Source organism: Vibrio tapetis subsp. quintayensis (genome assembly GCF_030409945.1).
GTDB lineage: Bacteria > Pseudomonadota > Gammaproteobacteria > Enterobacterales > Vibrionaceae > Vibrio > Vibrio quintayensis.
Genome location: NZ_JAUFQV010000044.1, coordinates 1 through 18548, shown reverse-complemented (window position 1 = coordinate 18548; position 18548 = coordinate 1). Strand labels below are relative to the sequence as shown.

The window sequence follows — 18548 nt, the reverse complement described above, 5'->3', positions numbered from 1 at the left end:
GGTTATTGTCCATAGGTTGACGTGGGTGGGGTCTGTTTTTGAATCGCTTTTCGCGTTTCTTTCGGCGTCTCTTTTTCTGAGGCGATGAGCGCGTTCTTGTTCAGTAAGGCGTGAATAGCCTTGTCCGCCAGCCCATCGGTGAAACGCTTGGCGTTATCGATGTCGTGGGTAATGCGTTCGATGTCTTTTAGGTCATTGTTGGTGTTTTGAAGCGATTGCCGGGCAATGGCGAGCATGTTGGTTAAGTATTGGTTTAACAGCTCGACGGACATCATGCGCGCGTAGTGCCCCAAATCCGGGGTTTGCTGGGTGGCGGTCGCATCAATGAAAAATTTCAGCACCGGGGTTTGGGTGAACTCCAAAAAGCCTTTTTGCTGGCTCGTCAAGGCTTGGTCGGTGTTAATGGTGCGCAGCAGCCCTTCTAATATCGCGCGAATGCGGCGTTCAATGCCATGGGTTTTGCTGATGGTGAGGGCGGTTTTCTTGGTCAGAGTGACGCAAGCGTCTTTGCCCGTGTTCTTGCATTGGTAAATGTCGCCTTTTCCGCCCTCAAGCAGCGTTTGAATGAGGTTGTTGTTGTCCGTGAGCAAGCTTGGGTAGTAGTGGGGCTTGCCGTTTTGGTCGTACACGTAAGTCCCTGACAGGCTCATCATGAATTCGGCCAGTTTTGTGTCTGAGGCTAAGAAGGGATTGGTCATGATGGCGGACCAAATCACGTTGTGATTGGTTTTGGTCATGTCTTTTAAGCTGGCATCGCCTTTGGCGCTGGCCAGTTGCCCCGCCGCTTGTCCCCCGGCGCCGCATTGGTGCTGCGCTTCCACCCAATCCGAGAAGGCGTTGTTTTGCGTGCCTAAGGTGGCGCAGACGTGTTTTTTGGTGGCGGGCGCGGCAAACGCCGCCAGTCCCCCAATAGCCGCTTGCGCGGCTTGGCAGGAGTTCACCGATTGGTTGAGGTATTTGTCGAGGGTCGCTTGCAACTGGTCAAGGTTTTGCTTGAGTTGTGGCGCCCAGGTTTGCAGGGCCAAATTCACGACAAAAGGCGGGGCGTTGTGAATGATGGCTTTGCCCAGTTTCACCAGTTGGTCGGATTTGATGTGAGAAAACCCGCCCATGAACATGTCAATGCCTGAGCAACCGGCACTGATGGCGGGCACGGTGACGCTGACCAATTGCGCATCAACAATCTTCGTGCGCACGAAAAGACTGCCCCCACTGTAGTAGTTTGCCGCTTGGCCTTGATACGCGGTGGGGTTGCTGACGTTGGCTTGATAACTGGTGGCATCAAAAAAGCGCGCCAACGCGTTATTGGTGTCGGCCCAAGTAACGGGGGCGGCTAAGCTTAAGAATAACAAAGGAAATATGCGTTTATGCACATAAAATGTGCATAAGCGGTGAGTAAATGAGCGCATCATTGTAGGGCCTTTTGAATGGTGAGGTCGTTGAGCACTTGCTGTATGCTTTGATTGAGCTGGCTTTGAGCGACATCGCCAATGCTGAGCTTGGCGAACTTACGGCTGTTGACGTTAAGTAAGAACGTCGCGGGCATCACCGGCTTGGTGGTTTGCGGGAAAAAGGTGGTGGCGATGTCATGCGTGACGGGAATGGGCACCTCAAAGCCTGGAATGCCTTGGCCGTTCACGGAAAAAGCGTAGATTGGCAGCGCAAAGTCGAGGCTGGCTTGCTGGACTTTGGGGGCCAGTCGATGGCAGTAGGCGCAGGTGCTGTCAAAAAAGAACACCAGGGCGTATGGGTTTTGCATGGCGGCGTGCGCGCTATTGACGCTCAGCAGGAGCGCCAGCAAGACAGGGCGAATAACATTCATGAAGACTCCAAGATGAAAATAAAGAGGGGATTAAAAATGGACAGTGGTTTTTTTGGGTAAACGTGATAATCGGTGCGGGCTTTTGCGTCGCGTTGTTGGTGTTTGTTGGGCTGTGGTTACTTTTAGTGGATTAAACATTCTCGTTGTTAAAAGTCTGAGGCTTTAAAGTCGGTGGCCACGTTGTAAAACCGCCCAAGAAGGTCGGTTTGACTTATCCAGCCATAGGCCAATGGCTTCATTTCCCCTGTATCCGGGTGCACCAAAATCAAAGCCGGCGTAAAGGGCACGGTCACCTTACCTTGGTTGTGCCGGTTTTCTTTTAGGTTGGTGATGAAGGTCTGGTCGGTGCTTATGCCCAGCAAATCGAAGTGATGTTCGTCGGCAAAGGCTTGAATGGAGGGCGCTAATTTTTGGGTAAGGGCATCGCGGCCTTCGTAGACAAAGAAGAAACCCCATCCCTCCTGTTTCATTTGCTTGACGGCGTCCGTCTTTTTTTGTGTTTCAAGGGCAAGGTAGGGCTGTCTGGCCGCTTGCTCTGTTGGGTGGTCTTTGGTGTAAGACAGCTCAGGCTTGTCAAGCAGCACGGCTTTAAAGGTCATGCCAATCTCATCGGTTTGAGTGGTGATGAAGCGGTTCAGGGCTAAGAAGTGCGCCAGTTTCTCTTTGTCCTTTGGGTGAATGAACGCGTCGTTTTTGGCTTCATCGTGCATAGAATGAAACCAGTCCATTTGCTGCGTGGCTGAGAGGGTGCTCGGCGGTGACACCGTGGTTTGGGTATTGCTTGGCAGTGGCTTGGGTTTGGGGGGTTCGGTGATTGCTTTTGGTTCGTTGTACCATCGCCACCCTAACGGGGCATCGTTAGCCAGTGCCGGAGCGAGGTGAGCAATCAGCGCCAGGGTAATGACGCAAAGCCGTGTTTTTTTCATCATCATAGACCTTGGTTAAATGAGACAGAGTGTTCAAATTATGGGTGACAGTGCGCTTATGGCTTTTCCTACAACGTGGGGTGATTGGCAGAATTGAGGCTGGAATCTTTCGTTATCGCAAAGTAACCAGAATCCTTGCTTTTCTTCATCCCATTGCAACCGTCGAAATATTCGTCCTTGTGAGCTTTCCAAGCAATAAATGCCGTTGGGTAGGTAGCTATCTGGTGTGAGTTTTTCAAGAACTACTGGCGTATTGATAGATAACGTTGGGCTCATTGCATCGTCTAAGCAAAGTTCGACACACTGGTTGGATTGAAGCCAGTGGTTATCGGTGTAGTTCTGACCTGTTAATAACCAAAGGATATCTACATTGGCCAGTTGTGCTATGGCGATTAAGTCGTGAATGCCAGGAGTGCTTTTGCCATTTACATAGTTGTTGATGCTGACAAATGACCCCGCACCTTTCCATGCTTTCGCGAAGGCTCGCTGCGACGTCGGTGCAATGGCAATGCGAAGTCGCTCCCCAAGTCCGCAGATTTGCTCCTTTATTTTGGGATTAAATTCTCTTTTTCGAGTCTCTAGATTGTTCATGGGCTACTTTGTCTTTGTCTTTATATTGATTGTGTTTATTTAATCAATGAGGTTTAAATTATGGCGTTGTGGACGGCTGCAATAGATTCGGGTGTTTGGGTACTTTTCCCTTTACTTCTTGCTCTTGTGTTCTTGCAAAGTAAAGGGTTTGCTTAATTTTGACATATTTATTAATCGCTCTTCTCGTAAAGCACTCATGGCTTAGCGATAAGGGCGGTTTTCCTTACTGTTCTATCTTATTTTCCCTTCCTATAACCCTACTGCTTTCGTCGATCTTTGTTTGGTGCGTTGAGCGCTCATTTTCCCTTTGATGTATTTAATTGGATGCTCGCGAACGTTCGTCAGGTTGCTCGTGACTCTCGTCTAAGTCAGCGCTTAATAATAGGGTTCCGCCTGCCAGCATTAGACCGATGAATTGCTCAATAGGAAAGACAATCAGGATATATGTCATCAGCGCTGCGATAACAAAGCGCCATCCGTTTATTTGTGTTTTAGTCAGAGTGAAATCAAGAGATAGGGAGTCAAGCCAAGTGATGACGCCCCACAACAGCGCGCTTACGCCCAGCCAAAGCCACCAATACCCCCTTTCGATGCAGAGCACAGGGGGGAGTATGATTAAATACATGGCAATGAGTGAGGAGATAAGGTGATTTACGGTTCGAGGTAAAATGGATTTATGCATGGATGCGTTTCCTTCTTTTGATTAGGGTGTGAGTGGCCGGTATTAACCTATGGGTTGGATAATCGCGGTCACTTTGCCAATAGGGGCTATCTCTTCAAGATGTTGCGGTGGGTAATGCGTGTTATCCCCAAAAACTCGATAGGTTTGTTGCGTTTCAAGCCACTGTATGCGGCGTACAATCAACCCTTGCTGATTGGTTAAGAGGTACAAGCCATCCGTTAAGCGCTTTTTCTTTGGTCGCGGTTTGATGGGGCGGTATTCAATCTCAGCTTGAGTGGGTATCGTAGGACTCATGACGTCATCTACGACCGTTAAGCGCAAAGGCGTGCTTTGCTGCGGTAATGGTTGTGCATCGTTTTGCTCTGCGCCGAATAAGTACGCTAACGAAACGCCACATTCCTGCGCGATAAGGGCGAGTTTAGGGAGGGTAGGGTGGCTTTTAGCGTTAACATAATGATATAGCGTTGCTCTGGATATGCCTGTTTTTTCAAATACAGAATGAATGGTTTGTTCGTGTATAAGGTAAGTAAGGCGTCGCTGCAATATATTGAGAGAGTGATTAGCCTGGTGTTGCTTAGCTTCATAAATATTAGTTGTCATATTCAGTTGCTCTTGAAATTTGCCGGTGTATTATTTATTTGATTTTTATTTTTAATACACAAAAGGAGTTCGTTATGTCTGGTGATATTCTTGGTGAAGCCATTCCTCTGTTTTGGTCATATTTGGGTGAGATTTATCCCTTACTTCTCTTGATGATTGGTGCGCTTTGGTTTCAACGAAAAATGACGGTTTAATCGGTGGCTCTTACCGCCAAGTTCCCGTCGATGAAGGGAGCTTGACGATAAGAGCGCGTCTCCTTACTGCTCTCGTTTCTTTTCTTTCCCCATGGCTTTGCCGGTTTCACCGACCAGAGCCTGATGCATTGAGCGCTCGCTGTCTTTCTTCTTTATGTGGTCGTAAATCTTCGGTATAGAAAATACGAGGGCATTGATGAGCACCAAAATCAAATAAAGGAGTCCCATCTGCTTTCTTTCTCGCTGCGTGGTTTGCTGCGCTGAGTCGGCTATTGGGATGACACTCACTTCGGAGTCCGGACAAGGATTGGCATGACCTATGATGGTCGCCCTATCAATCGGCGTTCCATCGGTGCATTCATAAATGCGTATCTGCCCCTCTTCGGCTTTACCGAGCCAAGTAACTTTCGCCACGGCGGTGACGAGGGTTTGATTATGACGAAAGTGAAGGTCGGTAGCGAAAACGTATACCGTCAGAGTAAAGAACATCACCGCGGGATAAAAAATGAGGTGATTGGCGAGTTGGGAAAGGGTATGTCGGTGGCGTTGGAGGATGCTTTTCATCGGTTTTCCTTTTTGTTATGGCTGGTTTTAAGACAATTGCAGCCAGCAATGACGGGTAAGCCGTACTGTCGAACCCGTTTTTGTAAGTGGTTTTTTGCCATCAGAAGCAAGGCGTAAAGGGTGATGGCGCCCCCTGTTGCGGTGAGGGTCTGCGACCAGAGTGTGGTCGTCATGTCGTAAAACTCAGCAATAGACAGCGCTTGGACTTGCTCCGGTGTCATGGCGCCTAGGTAACCCAATAAGGCGCAAATAAAAAGAGCCGCGGGCAATATTATTGCAAAGGCGAGCGCTTTCATCGCATAAAGCCCCAATTGAAGGGCGCGGATGAGAGTGGGGACTGGTTTCATGGTGTGTTTCCTTGTGTTGTTGACGGCGGTTTACCCGCCCGTGGCACTTTGAAGTCGGTTTTTGATTTCATCAAAGTTGGGTAGGTTGGTGTTGGCTTTCATCTCTGGATAAAACTCTGCAAAGTCAATGTGTTCAAAATTGATTTGACCGAGCTCTTCGGGGGTTAATGGCGCGCAAGTGGGGCGCTCTGAGGAGCCTAACCCTTTGCCAAGTTGACTCATGGCCCCTTGTTGTTGGATGATTTTGGCCAGCTTACTGTCGTAAACGCAGTAACTGCGTTTGTGTCGAAAGCAAGCGCCGAGAATTTTTTTGGCGCAAAACTCTCCGACATACAGCGTGAGGCCTTTTCCTTTGGCTTTGCCCAAGGCTTTCTCTTGCTCACTGCATTTCGCGCCTAAGCCTTGGCCCCAACCTGAATCGCTGCAGCAGTCATTAAAGCCGGCGATTTTCTTTTCACATTGCATCGGCTTTCCCGTGAAGATTTTGGGCGGTGAGCCGACGTCTTTGACCGCTTCGGCAAGGCCTGCGAGCGCGGCCACGGATTTATCGAAGTTAGTATTAAGCTTCGGCGTTTCTTGGTAGCAATCCCCATCCAAGCAAAAAGACCGCTCACCGCATTCGAGTGTCGTGGTATGGCAGGTTTTTTCAGGGCAGCTTTTTTGCACTTCCTCTTCGACACACACGCCATTTTGCTTCAAGCTGCATCGTTTCTCTGTGGTTGTGCAGTCGTTGTGCAGTGGCTTGCAGGTATCTGTCGTGTTGCATTCATGGTTAATTTGGTATTTCCAACAAGGCAACGTGGTGGGGATCCCATTGACTATCCGGGTTTCTTCCCCCTCAATGCAGGTTTCACTGATGGGCTTACAGGCTTTAATTAACGTGCATTGCGGTGACCAACGGAAGGTGTTTTTGATGCAATTACCGCCTGAAAGAGAGAAGCCTGTTTGGCAGGTCAGCGTGGCGGGCATGGTTTCATTAATCAGACCACAAATCTCCCAAGTGGTTGACCAGCCGCTGTGCCGGCCTCCTCGACAATCATAGTTTCGATCCGATTTTTCTTTCCCTTTCCATTTTCCGCTCTGAACGCGACGCCCATCCCACGTCATTCGCTCGCCCCCAAGTTGTCCGCAGTTGCCTCCGCTAGCGGAGACAGAGTTGCGGGCGTCATAACGACATTGTGTGATTTGCCTTGTGCAGTCTCGTCCTTGATTCGTCCAACCTTGAGGGCAAATGAAAATGACGGGACTCACGGTCACAGAGGCGATGGGAACTTTCTCGCAAGGAACTTGTTTTCGCGTGGGTTGATTGCATTGCCTTGGGACAGGGTCGATGACGCATTGAGAGCCGCTCTTGCAATCCACGTAGGCGTTGGAGATGCCGTGCGTCACCTCAAAGGCGTTCTCTTGGCCAAGCAGCGCAAATCTCATGGCGGGATCATTTTTAATGTCAGGCCGACCTTGGTTAAAGTTGTGGGTGATGTCTTGCGCGGTGTCATTGGTGGCAAAGGCGTGCGCCTTTTGACTATTGATAGTGCTGTCATCGAGTTGGGACTCTTTGGGGTTATCCACGCCACTTTTACAGGCGGCGTCCTTGCAATAGTCTTTGGCGTTTAAGGGCAACGCGCTTGGGGTGAGCGTTTGGTTGGCCGTGTGTTTCGCCCATTGGGCGCTGTCGCTATAGGTTTGCGCTTGATTGGCGTGAGTGAGCATGGGATAGCAAAGGCATAACAGCGTGATGAAGCGGGGCAAGAATGTGCGCATGAGCGCTCCTTTTTTAATGCTCGAGTGCGCGCAGCAGCGTCGCCACCTCCTGTTGGGTGTCGCCTTGCGCTAGCGTCTCTAAGGCTTGATATAACGAAATGTTGCCCGTGACCACATCATAATCGGTGGGCAGGCAAGATTGTTTGGGTTGGCATTGCCCGGGTTTGATGGACACGAACGTGGGCACTTGCTGGATATCAAATTGCCGAAACCAATCTGGGCTGATGGAGAAACCGCTGCGAATGGCTGGGCGGTTGCCTTGATTGATGAGGGTTTGAATGCGCGTTACGGTCGCGGTAAAGCCTTGTGGCAGGACGCCGCGTATCACCAAGGGGATGCCGGTGCGCTCACTTTGTTTAAGCAATTGAGTGAGGGCGGTGTTCGGCATGGTTAATGACACAAACACCATCACGCCTTTGGGCGCTTGCTCTGGATTGGTCTGAGCGGATAGGGTATCCAGTAAGGGGGAGAGCGATTGCGGGGTAAGCTTGAGCCCCGCGGCCTTACTGGCTTGTTGCGCCTCGCTTCGATGCGCGCGGGCTTGGTCATGTAAGGTTTTGGATTGCGCCATGATGGCGGCGTCGGGGTGCTCCGCTAGGCGCCTTTCGATGTCCTGAAAGGCTTGAAGTTCTTCTTTTGTGTAGGCGTGGGTGAGCGGGCTTGTGAGCGCGCAGGCCCACAGCGCAAAGCAACAGGCTTTGCGTAAGAGTCGAGGGCGCATGAGTGTCTCCTGATGCAATTAATTCGTGGTGAAAGGTGGATAAAACGTGCGAGCATCCTGGAAGCTGATGGACAATATCTCTCTTGCTGTGAGCGCGCGTCGTAACAAGTAATTGAGTTGGGTTGAAGGGAAATTACAATACACGTGTTTTTGTTCGGACAGTGACGTTTTTAAAAAGTCGTTTAAAGAGTCAGGGCTACTGGCGATGAATAGGGTGCGTTCATCAATACCGGCGGTGCTCATGTTGTACTCCTTTGTTGGGTTCAGATTATAAAAAGACGCAATTGCGTTTGCGCCATTGAACAAAGCCAAAATTATCCCCGGTGACGGGGTTGTCATGACCGGCCTCCCACAGCGTGGTGGTGGTCGTGTAGGGGTGACACCATTGTGCGTCCGCAATGGGCGCGGACATTTGATAGCGGTATCGGGATTTGGGTAGTAGTGGGTCTGGATATTGGTAACAAATCGCCCCGCTTTCACCGCGAGTTTCCCACACCATGCCTTGACGATGCAATTTGTAATTGAGCCTTTCCATCAGCAGGGTGGCCGCTTGGATGGGCGTGTCTCGATAGTTCGTTGTGCCCGTTAACGGATAGGCACTGCCTTGGGAGCCCAAACACCAAAACAGGGCATCAATGGGCAGGGACGAATTGGTCGAGGTGAGCATGGCCTCTGGCACGCACGCAAGCTGCGCCACCACATTACCAAACAATAACGCTTCGGGGTTGAGCACCAGGGCCAGCTCATCGTCGTCCCAAATCGGGTCAATTTCGGTGAGATAAGCCACATCAAAACTATCGGTCGCCATGCACGCGGCCGATTGCATCAGTTGTAACCAGTAAATGAGCGGGTATTTGTACCAATGGGCGTGATAAAAACCGCCATCGCTGCTGTCGCTTTCGCGGGCGGTGATGCGTCCTCCTATTTTTTGCTTATTGGCGCCCCCCATTTCAATGCCCATGTTGACCATGCAATAAGGGACGCGCGTGATGTCCGTTAACGCATAAGGCTCCCAATAACCAATGTTGATGCCCACTTGCATGAATATCGGCGGCGGCTTGGGGCAAAAGGAGATCGGAAAAGAAGGGTTGCGGGTATCGGGGTATTTGGAGGGCAATACGGTGGCGGCGCCAATCGTCATCGGAAACAAGCAGTCCCAGCAAATATCCGTAATGGGGTTGATAAAACGACTCTTGCAGGCGGGGCCGGCGGCGAGCGTAGAGGGGGCGCTTAATACGAGTAGGAGGCCAAGTATTGAGCGCAACAGTAAGCGGTGCATAGGCGTGTCCTTAGTATCCACGCTGCGCGTGGTGCTCCTTTTGTCTCAACAAGAGGCGTTGCCTCATTATCGCAGCCAAAAGCGAGCTTAGTTGATAGAAAAAGGGTCGCAATGGAAGCATGATCAAGAAGACGCTCATTATCCAAAGTGACTTTGTTAGGTTACTTTGATTGCCCCTATCGTTGAGAGGCGTTGGGCTAACTGCGCAAGTTCTTTATCGGCTTTTTCTCGATGGTATCCAAGGTGGTAAGTTAATGAGAATGGCACAAGAGAACGATACGAAAGCCCCCTTTTATAAACAGCGAAATAAAAATATCTTAGCTGTGATAGCGGCTATTGGGGTTCTAGTTTATTTTGCTCTTGAGAGAGCGGCTGGCGACTTCAATTTCATAGGCTAGCTCGCGCATGGATTGCTCAAGTTCACGTCTTTGGTATCCATATCGCCAGAGGCGTGAGAAAAAGTAGTGGTAGGCTTTATCGTAAGGTGGGCTTGTCAGCCGAAAGCATAACTCACATTCTTGGTTGAATTTCCCTTCAATCACCCAGGGAATAGACTTAAATTGAGCCACGCTCCAAAGGTGTTGATGCAGATGAATGGCTATGTGTACAGGGGCTTTAAAGTAGACATAGGGGGGTTCAATGTGCCCGTACAAGTGGCCATGGCAAGACGCGATAGTTTCAACGCCATCAATGGCGTTTAATTGCTGGACGGCGGCTTTGATGTGCTTGTCTATAACATGGTAAGGCTGTCTGTATTGAATGATGGGGGCCATCAGAAATTCAAACAATAACGCCTTTATGTTTTTGAGCAATTCAATCAACATGAATACCATGTCATAGCAAAATCCTTTCCATCGTTTTTGGGTTGCCATTACTCTATCTCCAGGGGTTGTAAGCCTGAGACATCCACTTCGTCGATGCGCCAGCGTGTGCCTTCTTGATAGGCGATGGCGGGAAGGTGAGTGATGTGCAATTGCTTGGTGAGAAACCCTTGCTGCGCAAAATAGTATTGCTGACCGGTTAAGGCGGCCATGGCGTTAGGGCTGCCCCCAGTGAGCACCCATTTTATCGGTTTGGTGTGGGTGTATTGACTGGCAAATCGCCGCTGTTTGGCATCGCGGGCATCAAAGAACACCAATACTTTACTCAATTCAAAATTGGGTAAGACCGATTGACCGTCAATGGCTGGCCACGTTGTCGGATCGAACGGGTTGATGCGCGTGCCCGCCTTGGCAATGCGCTGGCCCGTATTGGGAACGAGTAAGTCTTTGGTTAACGTCACGCTGGGATCCACATAAAAGGTGCGCGGCGACGTGGTGGTTAACAGCCCTTGGACGGGCGTGGGGGTTTGGATGCTGGCTTTCACCCGTTGGGTGAACGTGTCTTGTAGGTCGGCCATCTTTCCGTTGGCCTCAAACTGTTTTAAACGGTGCTCTATCCACTCCAGCATGTCGATTTCCCCAATGGGAAAGGCGGGGGCAACCAGGCCAAAATCCTTGGCCTGACTGTTAGTGGTTGCCCCTGCCCACAACAAACTTACCCAAAGCGCGGCCAAAAGGCAAGCGTTACGGCGCTTGCTGTATGGCTTGCTGGAAGGCGTGGATTTCATCGCCGTAAAAGTGCATGGACGTTTGCTCAATGGCCGCCTCCAAAGCGTGGCCTGCTTGCACCAAGTTTTCACAATACTCAAACTCGTGAGGCTCCGTGGAGAGCATGGCGCGTTTAACGGGGGAGGCGAAAAATCGGTGGTAGGTAACGTGTCCGCCCGCTTTGATGCGCGCGCAGCTGTAGCCCGCGTCGCTGGATCGCTCAAACCCCTTGATGATGGCTTGGTCAAAGGAGGAGAACACGTTGGGGTTGTCGGTGAGGTAGTTATCAAAGCCGGCTCCTTGTCGTAATAAGATATGAATGTCGGAATTGTTGTAGCTTGCCTTGGCTTCTTCGCTGCTAAAGAAATCCTCAATGCCTTGCGTGACCGTGCAAAACGCGCCGCCAAATTTTCGAGCGGTGCGATAGCCGGTGTTAATGAACTCGCGCGCCTGCTCGTTGGCGCCACTCAACAAGCTCCACGCCTCTTCAATGATGCACAGCTTCGGGGTAGAGCGAGAGCCGGATAAGTACATTTGCTGATTAATCGACACCATGAGCGCGAAAATCACCGGTCTTAACACCGCAGGCGGAAACCCGTCTAACTCCAAGGTGGTGAATTCTACTTTAGGATCGAGCATGGACGGCTTGTTAAACACATCACTATACGTGCCATCAGTACCATACTTTTTCAGTTGCACCGCAATGTCTTTGATGCGGCGGTCTTGCTCTTCACCGGCAATGTCGATGAGCGCATCCCTGACATCATCCACCAAGGTGTCTACGCCTTTGGCTTCCCACGCTTGGACAATGGCGTCGCCCAAAACGCTTTGTTGGAACGTAGACAGGGGCGCATAAGGCGAGGCGATGGTGGCGAATAAGGCGGTGATGTTGTCCAGTGCTTCCATCATCGGATCCACCGCGGTGCCGTCGTCGTCCACAAACTCAAATTGGGCGTCGGCCATTTTTCCTAAGTGAGTAAACGGGTTTAAGTAAATGTTTTTGTGGGTCATGTAAGTGCCGCCCAAACTTAAGGTGAGCTTTTTGTAGCTGGCGCCTTTATCAAGGATCCACACTTTGCCCCCCATGGCGTACACGTTCTCGGCCATCTCTTGGACAAAGAAGCTTTTGCCCGCCCCTGAGCCGCCCGTCAGGGCAATGTTCTGGTTATCACTGCCGCAGGTAAAGGGGTTAAAAAATGAAATTTGCTGTCGCATGGTCGGAAGCAGCATGCCGCCTTTGAGCTGGCGAAAGTCCAGTACCACCGGGAAAAAATTCACTAGGTTGGAGCTTTTCACGGTGCGAGTGCGGCCGACCCGCTTGCAATCTTCCCAAAGCCCTTCGCTCATCATGAAGGGCAGGATGCTGAGTAAGGCTTGAGGCTGGAGCATTTTGAGGGGGGCGATATCGAGACCGGCGTTACTGAACGCTTCTCTGGCCGCTTGGGTGTGCTGTTTTCCTTCCTTGCGGTTGGTGAACAGCGTGACGGTCAAGACCATGCTGGCGATGGTAAAGGATTTACCGAGCAATCCGGCTTGAATCGCTTTGCGCTCAGCCAGCTCGTCTTTAGCGGTCGGCGCTAATAGCGCCATTTTTGACTCCACCGTTTTGGTCAAATCTTTGATTTTGGCATCATTACTGGCGTTTTGTTTGCCGGTGGGCTCATGACGAAAGTTGAGCGTCAGCATATGGGGGCATTTGATGGAGCGGGAGACGTTTCTTAACGACGAAAAACACTCCGGCAGTGCGTACAAACGATAGTCTCCGGGCAGTTTGGATAAGCCCATGTTCACAATGCGTCCGCGAGTTTCTTCTCCCTTGTCGTTGGTGTGGCGCGTGTCAATGTACTCACGGTGCGTCATCATTTCCGTGTCAGGGGCGAGCGCTTGGCGGTGCAGTGACTCCAAAGGGTGATAAGACTTGAGCTGTGGCCGGTCTTGATTGGGGTCAAAATTAAGCACATCGCCCACGTGAGTGAGCAGCGCCTCCGGGGTCAGCGGTTGCAAATCAAACCCCAATTGCATTAACCCGGTCTCTAACGTGATGCGCGCATCCAGCAAGGCTTGGGGTTCGTCTTCGCAGGTGGAGACAAACATAAACGCATCATAATCGCGTAAATCGAAATGGCTGTTTTTTTGTCGATGAAAAAAGCCGGCTTGGGCAGCGTAATTCGCGTAAGTCGCGTCATCTCTTGCCATTTTCGCGCACACGCCGCCGCGTTTACTGAGTAAGGCTTCGTTGCTTTCCAGATAATGCGCCACTCGATTGTGGCCAAACAGTTGCAATTGATAGTCCCATTTGTCGCCTTGCGGTAAATCGGCCACCAATTTGTTGAGCGATTGAATGATGGTGTCATTGGCGCCGCCCAGAATGCTGAGGCGAAAGCCAAAGCCTTGAGCGTGTTGATTGCGAAAAACGCGGTCAATGGCGTCATGCTCTCGATAAGGCAGTTCATGGTGTAAGTGGTTTTGCGCTTTTTTGGCCTCGGTAAAGAGGCGGGATAAGCCGGAGGTGGATTGAGAAAACATGGAGACTCCGTGGGGTTACCAGAAAAGGGATAAGGGCCAACTGACGGGCATCATGGCCTCATCGGAGCGCTTAATGGCGGCCGAGAGTTCATTGAAGCCTTTTTTGTTGAGGCACTCGTAGAGGTTAACGGGTTTGATGATTGGGTGTGTGGCGTCTTCGCTGATAGGTTGCCCGAGTTCGCACCGCTTTAGCTCGCGTAAGGCGTCAATGCGGCGTTGATGAGACCACGATTGATGCTCAAGATAAACCGTATAGGTGTGGGCTCTGGCTGAGTTCGTGCTGAGCACGTACTGCGCCACTTGGGCTAAGGCGCTCATTAACAGAGCGCCCCAAAGGAGCATGGCGACAATGAACGCCTTTTTTATGAAGGATTGCATTCCTTTCTCCTTTTAATCTTGCCAAATGGCCGGCGCGGGGCGCCCTGACCATTGGCTGTCGTCCAGCACGAAATACACATCCATGGTGTCAACGTAGTCGTTATCTTGGTCTTTAAAAGGAAAAATGGTTACCTTTTTGACTCGCTCACGGCTTCGTGTCGGCTGGCCGTGTCGGTCTCGCCTTGGCAGCAGCGTAAAAGAGGCGGGCGTGGTGGGGGTCAAGATGGCGTCGCCATGGTCTTGACCGGCATGACCGTAAGGGTTGTTTCGAATGTCGTCCATGGTGGTACAGCTCGATGTGCCGCCTATTTTTTTGCAGCCGTAGTCGCCATCCAATCCGGCGGCGCAGCCGGATAAGGTAAGCAAAGTGAGGCTCATTATGATGCGCTTCATGTGTTACTCCTGTCGTCCAAAGCCGGTTTGGTTAAGCCCTTGTTGAGTGAGCTTATCGGCGAGGGGGTTGATGGCGCTCGTGGGCGCATTGGTGATGACGTCCATGATGTGGTTGGTATTGGAAGCGGCTTGCGCTTTTTCTTTCAGTTCGGTTTCGTAGGCTTGCGCCAGAACCGGATCAAGCGGGAACCCTTCCAAGAACACCAGGTTCACGATGGCGCCCGGGTTGACTTCCACGATGGGGTGATACAACTCCGCCAATTGGATGTAATAGTCGGCCAGTTTGCTGCCGACGCTTTGGGTGGCATTGCCCAGTAAGTTCAGGCCGATTTTGTCGGTGCTGACGCTGCTGCTTGGCCCTAACGCGGTCGGCGTGGTGGTCTGAGAGAGGGCTTTTCCGGCGCCGCCTAACCCTTCAAGGATGCCTGATATCCCGGCCATTTTAACGATTTGACCGTTTTTCAATATCGTCGTTCCGCGAATGCCGTTGCGACCAAAGTTAAACGCGGTGGCCTTGACGGGCACGTCTAAGATGTCCCCGCTTGGTTGGATGCAGCTCAAACGGTGGGTACGAACAATGCCGCGACTGGACGAGATTTCGCCATAAACGGAGGCGGTGACGGTGCAGTCGCGTAATTTTGACGGTTTACCGTTTGGTAAAATGCCGGCGTTCAGGGTTTGGAAAACCAGCGGCGCCGTATCGCCTTGGCCTAAGACGCCGGCGTTCGCATCCGCGCCCCCGGTGACGACGGCGGTCACAAAGGTGCCGGTTGGCACGTAGTTATCAACGGTGCGCCGAGGGGCGCGTTCTTGCTCACTGGCCGCCCAGGTGAACTCGAAGCTGTCAAAGCCTTGCGCGGCAAACGCGACGTTGTCTTTGCCTTGGTATTGAAAGTCCGCCATGTTCGGGTTGTCTTGCCCATCACGAACAGACGGGCGAGGTGGCAGGGCATACTCCCCAAAATTTCGGCCAGAATAGACGTCGGCTGACGCGCCTTGGCCTGCCGGTTTCTTCGCCTCTTGCCACTGCGTGGTGAGTTGCGTTTTGAGGGCGTCGATTTCCGTTAACTTGTCTTGCATTTTTCGCTCAAGCTCACTTAAGGTCGAGCTTTGATTGCGCGCGCTCGCCTGCTCGATGTTTTCAAGCTCCGCTGCGAGACTGTCGCCAAAGCGGGACAGCGTACTTTCAAATTTAGTCAGGGATTGCTCTAGCTGGTTGATTTTAAGCTGCTGCGCGGTGAGGGCGGATTGGTTGTCTTTTTCGGTGAAGTCATCCCCGACCACGGCGCCAAAGCCCACTTGGGTGACGGGCTCAACCGAGGTGGCCTCTCGCGTCATTTGCCAGACCAGCGCGCCCGCTAAGGCGAGCGCCGCCAAGATAACCAGAGTGATGATGAGATTGCGGGAGTGCGTGGCTTGATTGATGCGCTCGCCTTGGTCAAAGTCCCCGTCACGGTCTTTAAAGAAGGCGCGTCCCACGCGGCTTAATCGGTCTTTGGTGTTATCGAACATGCGCGGCGCCTCCCCCGGTGATGAGGTATAAGGTGGTGCTGGCCCCAGGAGCCAGCTCGTAAGCTTCAAGCGCCGCACTGCGCGCGGAATCGCTGTAAAATTGCGCGGTGGTGAGCGTCATAAGGGTTTGGGTTTGATTGCGCAGGGTGTAAATGATGCCCGAGTAATCGCGGCCGACAAACACGGTGGTGGGGATGACGGCCAGCGCTGCGTCATCGTCTGGTAACGTCGTCGGATCTACCGGGTGCTGGCTAAATCCCTCAATCGGCGCTTTATCATGGACAAAGCGCATCATGGCCTTGGTGAGTCGTGTTAAGCCCTTGGGGTAATCGGCGCTGGTTTGCATGACGCTGTCTTGTTCTAAATGAGACTGCGCCCAAGTAAATTCAGACACGAAGCCCGGGGTGGCTTTGGGACTGATGAACAGCGCGAACAAGCGGCCTTTTTCGGTGGTCAAATGCGCGGTAAAGGGCAGAGCAATGTTGATTTTTAAGGTGATGGAGCCGGAGGCGTCTTTTTGGTTGCCCGATGAGGTGCAAAAGCCTTGCGGACACACGATGGATAAAATTCGGTCGTTGGCCACCACGAGCCGGTTGAGGTTAATGGAAGACAGAGACAAAGGGATGGTGTCGCCATTACTAAAGGGGTAGGTCACTTTTTCTGCGTTTTGCGCCTGCGCCATGAACGGAGCGGTCAAGAGAAAGAGCAGTAAGCACAACCGTGTGCGCGTTGGGGGAAAGACATTAGGGCGTGGCATGGTCGGTGGCCTCTAGAGTTTGGATGGATTGAAGGGCGAGTACGCCATGGTGGTAGGTCAGGTTGACTTGATACCATTTGTGCTCTGACGGCAGTGCGCGTTTTCCAACGTGTTTGGTTAAGTCTCCTTCTACGCGCACTTTCAACGCATCAAGGTTTACCGTGAACGTGCTTGCGGCGAACTGGCTGCTGATGTTGCCCTTTTTGATGGCGCCCGCTTCTCGTAGCAGATTGGGTTGAAAGCTGGCCCAACTGCCTTCGTCCACGTATTCCAGCAGTTGGCCGTATTGCCGACCGACGTTGCCCGGGGTGACGTTGAGTTTGAGATACAAAAAGTAATCGGCCATTTGCTCTAAGTAGGGCGCATCCACTTGGGAGTCCGACAAAGAGAAGGCTTTTGATATCACCGGGGGCACAAGGGTGCGGCTTTTATGGGTGAGGGCTTGGTACACCGAAAAGCCGAGCACCAGATTGGTGAGGAGCATGGCAAGAAAGCCGAGGCTCAAAAAAAGATTGAGCAGGCTTTTTATCGCCAGTTTGTCTTGTTTGATGAAACTGTCCATAAACGGCCTTTAATATATCCAGTAGCGTTTGGAGGCGGCAGGGGTGCGCGTGAATAACACACGCTTCATAAAGGAAGCCCCCCACCAATAGCTGGCTTGCGCGATGATGTGATCCCCGTATTGGGATTTGATGTAGCGCAATCCCCCGAACCACGCCATGGCTATCACCATGCCAATCATTTCGTGTCCGAGCCAAAACGCGAGGCCAAAGGTGACAAAGGCCGGCAGCACTTCATCCATGGGGAAGCCGACGAGGCGGCGTCCTTTGTTCATGTGTTTGGGGACCGCAAAAAATTGATGAGGATCTTCCATGAGATCTCCTTAGCCGAGTCCGACCATTGGGGCGCCGACGTTCCATAGGATGGAGCCTCCGGCAAATCCGCCGAGGGCGGCGAACCAGTTACGCGTCATGAGTCCGGTCACCACGGCGCCAAGTAGGCCAGTGCCGAGCATGGCGGTTTCGACTAGAGAGCCTTTGCCGGCAGTGTCTTTGACCGCTTGCTTGCCACCGGCAAACAAATCGGCGGCGAGCGTGGGTTGCGTGAGCAAGAGGGCGCCAAGCCCGACGGCCACGCCAACAGCCAGAGCGCGTTGTGAGTTACATTTCATGGGATGATTTCCTTTTTTATGAGTAAAAGCCTTAAGGCTTGGGTGTGCATGAAAGATGGGTGTAATACCATGTGAAAAGCGCCGCGCAGGCGATGCCTTTCACCTGGCCTTTCTATTGCGATGGAGCTAAGTGCTCCGCTAACGCGGTACTCCTTTTGTCTCGACAAGAGGCGTTGCCTCGTTATCGCAGCCAAAAGCGAGCTTGAAAGGTAAGGGGCGATAAAGCGTTATTTCTAATCGCCCCGCGCCTTATTCGATATGACCGCTCGAATGACACGGATTGCCCTTACTGTGGTGTTGGCAATAACAGATGCTACATTCCCGTCGGTGGCCCTAACGGTCATCGCCTAGCATACGGCTTCGCATATTTCTTAATGATGGGGCGTCTTATGACACCGTCTCATTAAGGAAGGGTTTCGGCCTTCTTGGGGTAACCTGCCCGCGCCATTCTTAGCGCTTCCAGTTGCATTCCTGCTTTTTTAAAAGCGATCTCAACAAAAAATCGTTTTTAAAAAACAAACTAAAGCGATCCCTGTTCGGGATCCTTTTGGCTAAAAAAATCACCGGTTGTTTTTTGGTACTTCCCAATTCACGCCAAACAAATCGAGGTGATGCTCAAGCCGGGCTTGGGCTTCAGCGCGCTTAGCGCGTTTGTTGTGAATTTTCGACTGCTCTAAAACACGATTGTGTTTTTCTGAGAGCTTGACGTTGACGTGTGTGCCATTGGGGTTTTTG

23 protein-coding genes are annotated in these 18548 nt (G+C 51.8%); all 23 read right to left on the bottom strand.

Features of this window, described 5'->3' with window-relative positions; genetic code table 11:
* Positions 1-2 precede the first annotated feature (2 nt).
* Entirely contained in the window at positions 3-1412 is a 1410-nt protein-coding gene (locus tag QWZ04_RS22855; protein ID WP_290330606.1) for a conjugal transfer protein TraH, read from the bottom strand.
* Positions 1409-1822 (bottom strand): conjugal transfer protein TraF, encoded by a 414-nt coding sequence (traF, locus tag QWZ04_RS22850; protein ID WP_290330605.1) that lies wholly within the window; start codon positions 1820-1822, stop codon positions 1409-1411. The genes QWZ04_RS22855 and traF (QWZ04_RS22850) overlap by 4 nt, the downstream gene beginning before the upstream one ends.
* A 146-nt stretch (positions 1823-1968) precedes the next feature.
* Positions 1969-2748 carry a type-F conjugative transfer system pilin assembly protein TraF gene (gene traF, locus QWZ04_RS22845; RefSeq protein ID WP_290330653.1) on the bottom strand — a complete coding sequence of 260 codons (780 nt, stop codon included), beginning with the start codon at positions 2746-2748 and terminating at the stop codon, positions 1969-1971.
* 33 nt (positions 2749-2781) lie between these two features.
* A complete protein-coding gene (locus QWZ04_RS22840) occupies positions 2782-3339 on the bottom strand; it encodes a hypothetical protein (protein WP_290330604.1) in 558 nt (185 codons plus the stop codon).
* A 316-nt stretch (positions 3340-3655) separates the two neighbouring features.
* Positions 3656-4021: a hypothetical protein gene (locus tag QWZ04_RS22835; RefSeq protein WP_290330603.1), complete on the bottom strand. Its 366-nt coding sequence runs from the start codon at positions 4019-4021 to the stop codon at positions 3656-3658.
* 42 nt (positions 4022-4063) lie between these two features.
* Positions 4064-4621, bottom strand: a complete 558-nt coding sequence (locus QWZ04_RS22830; protein WP_290330602.1) for a helix-turn-helix domain-containing protein — start codon at positions 4619-4621, stop codon at positions 4064-4066.
* Positions 4622-4878: 257 nt separating this feature from the next.
* Positions 4879-5379, bottom strand: coding sequence for a hypothetical protein (locus QWZ04_RS22825; protein ID WP_290330601.1), 501 nt, complete (start codon positions 5377-5379; stop codon positions 4879-4881).
* Positions 5376-5726, bottom strand: a complete 351-nt coding sequence (locus QWZ04_RS22820) for a hypothetical protein (protein ID WP_290330600.1) — start codon at positions 5724-5726, stop codon at positions 5376-5378. The genes QWZ04_RS22825 and QWZ04_RS22820 overlap by 4 nt, the downstream gene beginning before the upstream one ends.
* Positions 5727-5756: 30 nt before the next feature.
* Positions 5757-7487 carry a type-F conjugative transfer system mating-pair stabilization protein TraN gene (traN, locus tag QWZ04_RS22815; protein WP_353958869.1) on the bottom strand — a complete coding sequence of 577 codons (1731 nt, stop codon included), beginning with the start codon at positions 7485-7487 and terminating at the stop codon, positions 5757-5759.
* A gap of 13 nt (positions 7488-7500) precedes the next feature.
* Positions 7501-8208: a type-F conjugative transfer system pilin assembly protein TrbC gene (trbC, locus tag QWZ04_RS22810; protein WP_290330599.1), complete on the bottom strand. Its 708-nt coding sequence runs from the start codon at positions 8206-8208 to the stop codon at positions 7501-7503.
* Between the two features lie 18 nt (positions 8209-8226).
* Positions 8227-8451, bottom strand: a complete 225-nt coding sequence (locus tag QWZ04_RS22805; RefSeq protein WP_290330598.1) for a hypothetical protein — start codon at positions 8449-8451, stop codon at positions 8227-8229.
* A gap of 25 nt (positions 8452-8476) precedes the next feature.
* Positions 8477-9487: a conjugal transfer pilus assembly protein TraU gene (traU, locus tag QWZ04_RS22800; protein WP_290330597.1), complete on the bottom strand. Its 1011-nt coding sequence runs from the start codon at positions 9485-9487 to the stop codon at positions 8477-8479.
* 344 nt (positions 9488-9831) lie between these two features.
* A complete protein-coding gene (locus QWZ04_RS22795; protein WP_290330596.1) occupies positions 9832-10359 on the bottom strand; it encodes a hypothetical protein in 528 nt (175 codons plus the stop codon).
* Complete coding sequence (gene traW / locus QWZ04_RS22790) at positions 10359-11096, bottom strand: type-F conjugative transfer system protein TraW (RefSeq protein WP_435433651.1); 738 nt, start codon at positions 11094-11096, stop codon at positions 10359-10361. The genes QWZ04_RS22795 and traW overlap by 1 nt, the downstream gene beginning before the upstream one ends.
* On the bottom strand, positions 11053-13602 hold the full coding sequence (gene traC, locus QWZ04_RS22785; protein WP_290330594.1) for a type IV secretion system protein TraC: 2550 nt from the start codon (positions 13600-13602) through the stop codon (positions 11053-11055). Before traC ends, traW begins: the two co-directional genes overlap by 44 nt.
* A gap of 15 nt (positions 13603-13617) precedes the next feature.
* The gene (locus QWZ04_RS22780; protein WP_290330593.1) at positions 13618-13980 is read right to left on the bottom strand and encodes a hypothetical protein; all 363 of its coding nucleotides are present in this window, start codon (positions 13978-13980) and stop codon (positions 13618-13620) included.
* 12 nt (positions 13981-13992) lie between these two features.
* Positions 13993-14373 (bottom strand): type IV conjugative transfer system lipoprotein TraV, encoded by a 381-nt coding sequence (traV, locus tag QWZ04_RS22775; protein ID WP_290330592.1) that lies wholly within the window; start codon positions 14371-14373, stop codon positions 13993-13995.
* Between the two features lie 3 nt (positions 14374-14376).
* Positions 14377-15885, bottom strand: a complete 1509-nt coding sequence (locus tag QWZ04_RS22770) for a TraB/VirB10 family protein (RefSeq protein WP_290330591.1) — start codon at positions 15883-15885, stop codon at positions 14377-14379.
* Entirely contained in the window at positions 15875-16567 is a 693-nt protein-coding gene (gene traK / locus QWZ04_RS22765; RefSeq protein WP_290330590.1) for a type-F conjugative transfer system secretin TraK, read from the bottom strand. The genes QWZ04_RS22770 and traK overlap by 11 nt, the downstream gene beginning before the upstream one ends.
* A 61-nt stretch (positions 16568-16628) precedes the next feature.
* Complete coding sequence (traE, locus tag QWZ04_RS22760; RefSeq protein WP_290330588.1) at positions 16629-17204, bottom strand: type IV conjugative transfer system protein TraE; 576 nt, start codon at positions 17202-17204, stop codon at positions 16629-16631.
* Positions 17205-17213: 9 nt separating this feature from the next.
* On the bottom strand, positions 17214-17516 hold the full coding sequence (traL, locus tag QWZ04_RS22755; protein WP_012396993.1) for a type IV conjugative transfer system protein TraL: 303 nt from the start codon (positions 17514-17516) through the stop codon (positions 17214-17216).
* Between the two features lie 9 nt (positions 17517-17525).
* Positions 17526-17813 (bottom strand): type IV conjugative transfer system pilin TraA, encoded by a 288-nt coding sequence (gene traA, locus QWZ04_RS22750; protein WP_290330587.1) that lies wholly within the window; start codon positions 17811-17813, stop codon positions 17526-17528.
* Between the two features lie 560 nt (positions 17814-18373).
* On the bottom strand, positions 18374-18548 hold a 175-nt coding region (locus QWZ04_RS22745; RefSeq protein ID WP_290330651.1), incomplete at its 5' end, for a TraY domain-containing protein.

Excerpts from the sequence above, each read along its gene's own strand:
- QWZ04_RS22855 (WP_290330606.1), bottom strand. The coding sequence starts at position 1,412 with ATGATGCGCTCATTTACTCACCGCTTATGCACATTTTATGTGCATAAA.
- traF (WP_290330605.1), bottom strand. The coding sequence starts at position 1,822 with ATGAATGTTATTCGCCCTGTCTTGCTGGCGCTCCTGCTGAGCGTCAAT.
- traF (WP_290330653.1), bottom strand. The coding sequence starts at position 2,748 with ATGAAAAAAACACGGCTTTGCGTCATTACCCTGGCGCTGATTGCTCAC.
- QWZ04_RS22840 (WP_290330604.1), bottom strand. The coding sequence starts at position 3,339 with ATGAACAATCTAGAGACTCGAAAAAGAGAATTTAATCCCAAAATAAAG.
- QWZ04_RS22835 (WP_290330603.1), bottom strand. The coding sequence starts at position 4,021 with ATGCATAAATCCATTTTACCTCGAACCGTAAATCACCTTATCTCCTCA.
- QWZ04_RS22830 (WP_290330602.1), bottom strand. The coding sequence starts at position 4,621 with ATGACAACTAATATTTATGAAGCTAAGCAACACCAGGCTAATCACTCT.
- QWZ04_RS22825 (WP_290330601.1), bottom strand. The coding sequence starts at position 5,379 with ATGAAAAGCATCCTCCAACGCCACCGACATACCCTTTCCCAACTCGCC.
- QWZ04_RS22820 (WP_290330600.1), bottom strand. The coding sequence starts at position 5,726 with ATGAAACCAGTCCCCACTCTCATCCGCGCCCTTCAATTGGGGCTTTAT.
- traN (WP_353958869.1), bottom strand. The coding sequence starts at position 7,487 with ATGCGCACATTCTTGCCCCGCTTCATCACGCTGTTATGCCTTTGCTAT.
- trbC (WP_290330599.1), bottom strand. The coding sequence starts at position 8,208 with ATGCGCCCTCGACTCTTACGCAAAGCCTGTTGCTTTGCGCTGTGGGCC.
- QWZ04_RS22805 (WP_290330598.1), bottom strand. The coding sequence starts at position 8,451 with ATGAGCACCGCCGGTATTGATGAACGCACCCTATTCATCGCCAGTAGC.
- traU (WP_290330597.1), bottom strand. The coding sequence starts at position 9,487 with ATGCACCGCTTACTGTTGCGCTCAATACTTGGCCTCCTACTCGTATTA.
- QWZ04_RS22795 (WP_290330596.1), bottom strand. The coding sequence starts at position 10,359 with ATGGCAACCCAAAAACGATGGAAAGGATTTTGCTATGACATGGTATTC.
- traW (WP_435433651.1), bottom strand. The coding sequence starts at position 11,096 with ATGAAATCCACGCCTTCCAGCAAGCCATACAGCAAGCGCCGTAACGCT.
- traC (WP_290330594.1), bottom strand. The coding sequence starts at position 13,602 with ATGTTTTCTCAATCCACCTCCGGCTTATCCCGCCTCTTTACCGAGGCC.
- QWZ04_RS22780 (WP_290330593.1), bottom strand. The coding sequence starts at position 13,980 with ATGCAATCCTTCATAAAAAAGGCGTTCATTGTCGCCATGCTCCTTTGG.
- traV (WP_290330592.1), bottom strand. The coding sequence starts at position 14,373 with ATGAAGCGCATCATAATGAGCCTCACTTTGCTTACCTTATCCGGCTGC.
- QWZ04_RS22770 (WP_290330591.1), bottom strand. The coding sequence starts at position 15,885 with ATGTTCGATAACACCAAAGACCGATTAAGCCGCGTGGGACGCGCCTTC.
- traK (WP_290330590.1), bottom strand. The coding sequence starts at position 16,567 with ATGGCGCAGGCGCAAAACGCAGAAAAAGTGACCTACCCCTTTAGTAAT.
- traE (WP_290330588.1), bottom strand. The coding sequence starts at position 17,204 with ATGGACAGTTTCATCAAACAAGACAAACTGGCGATAAAAAGCCTGCTC.
- traL (WP_012396993.1), bottom strand. The coding sequence starts at position 17,516 with ATGGAAGATCCTCATCAATTTTTTGCGGTCCCCAAACACATGAACAAA.
- traA (WP_290330587.1), bottom strand. The coding sequence starts at position 17,813 with ATGAAATGTAACTCACAACGCGCTCTGGCTGTTGGCGTGGCCGTCGGG.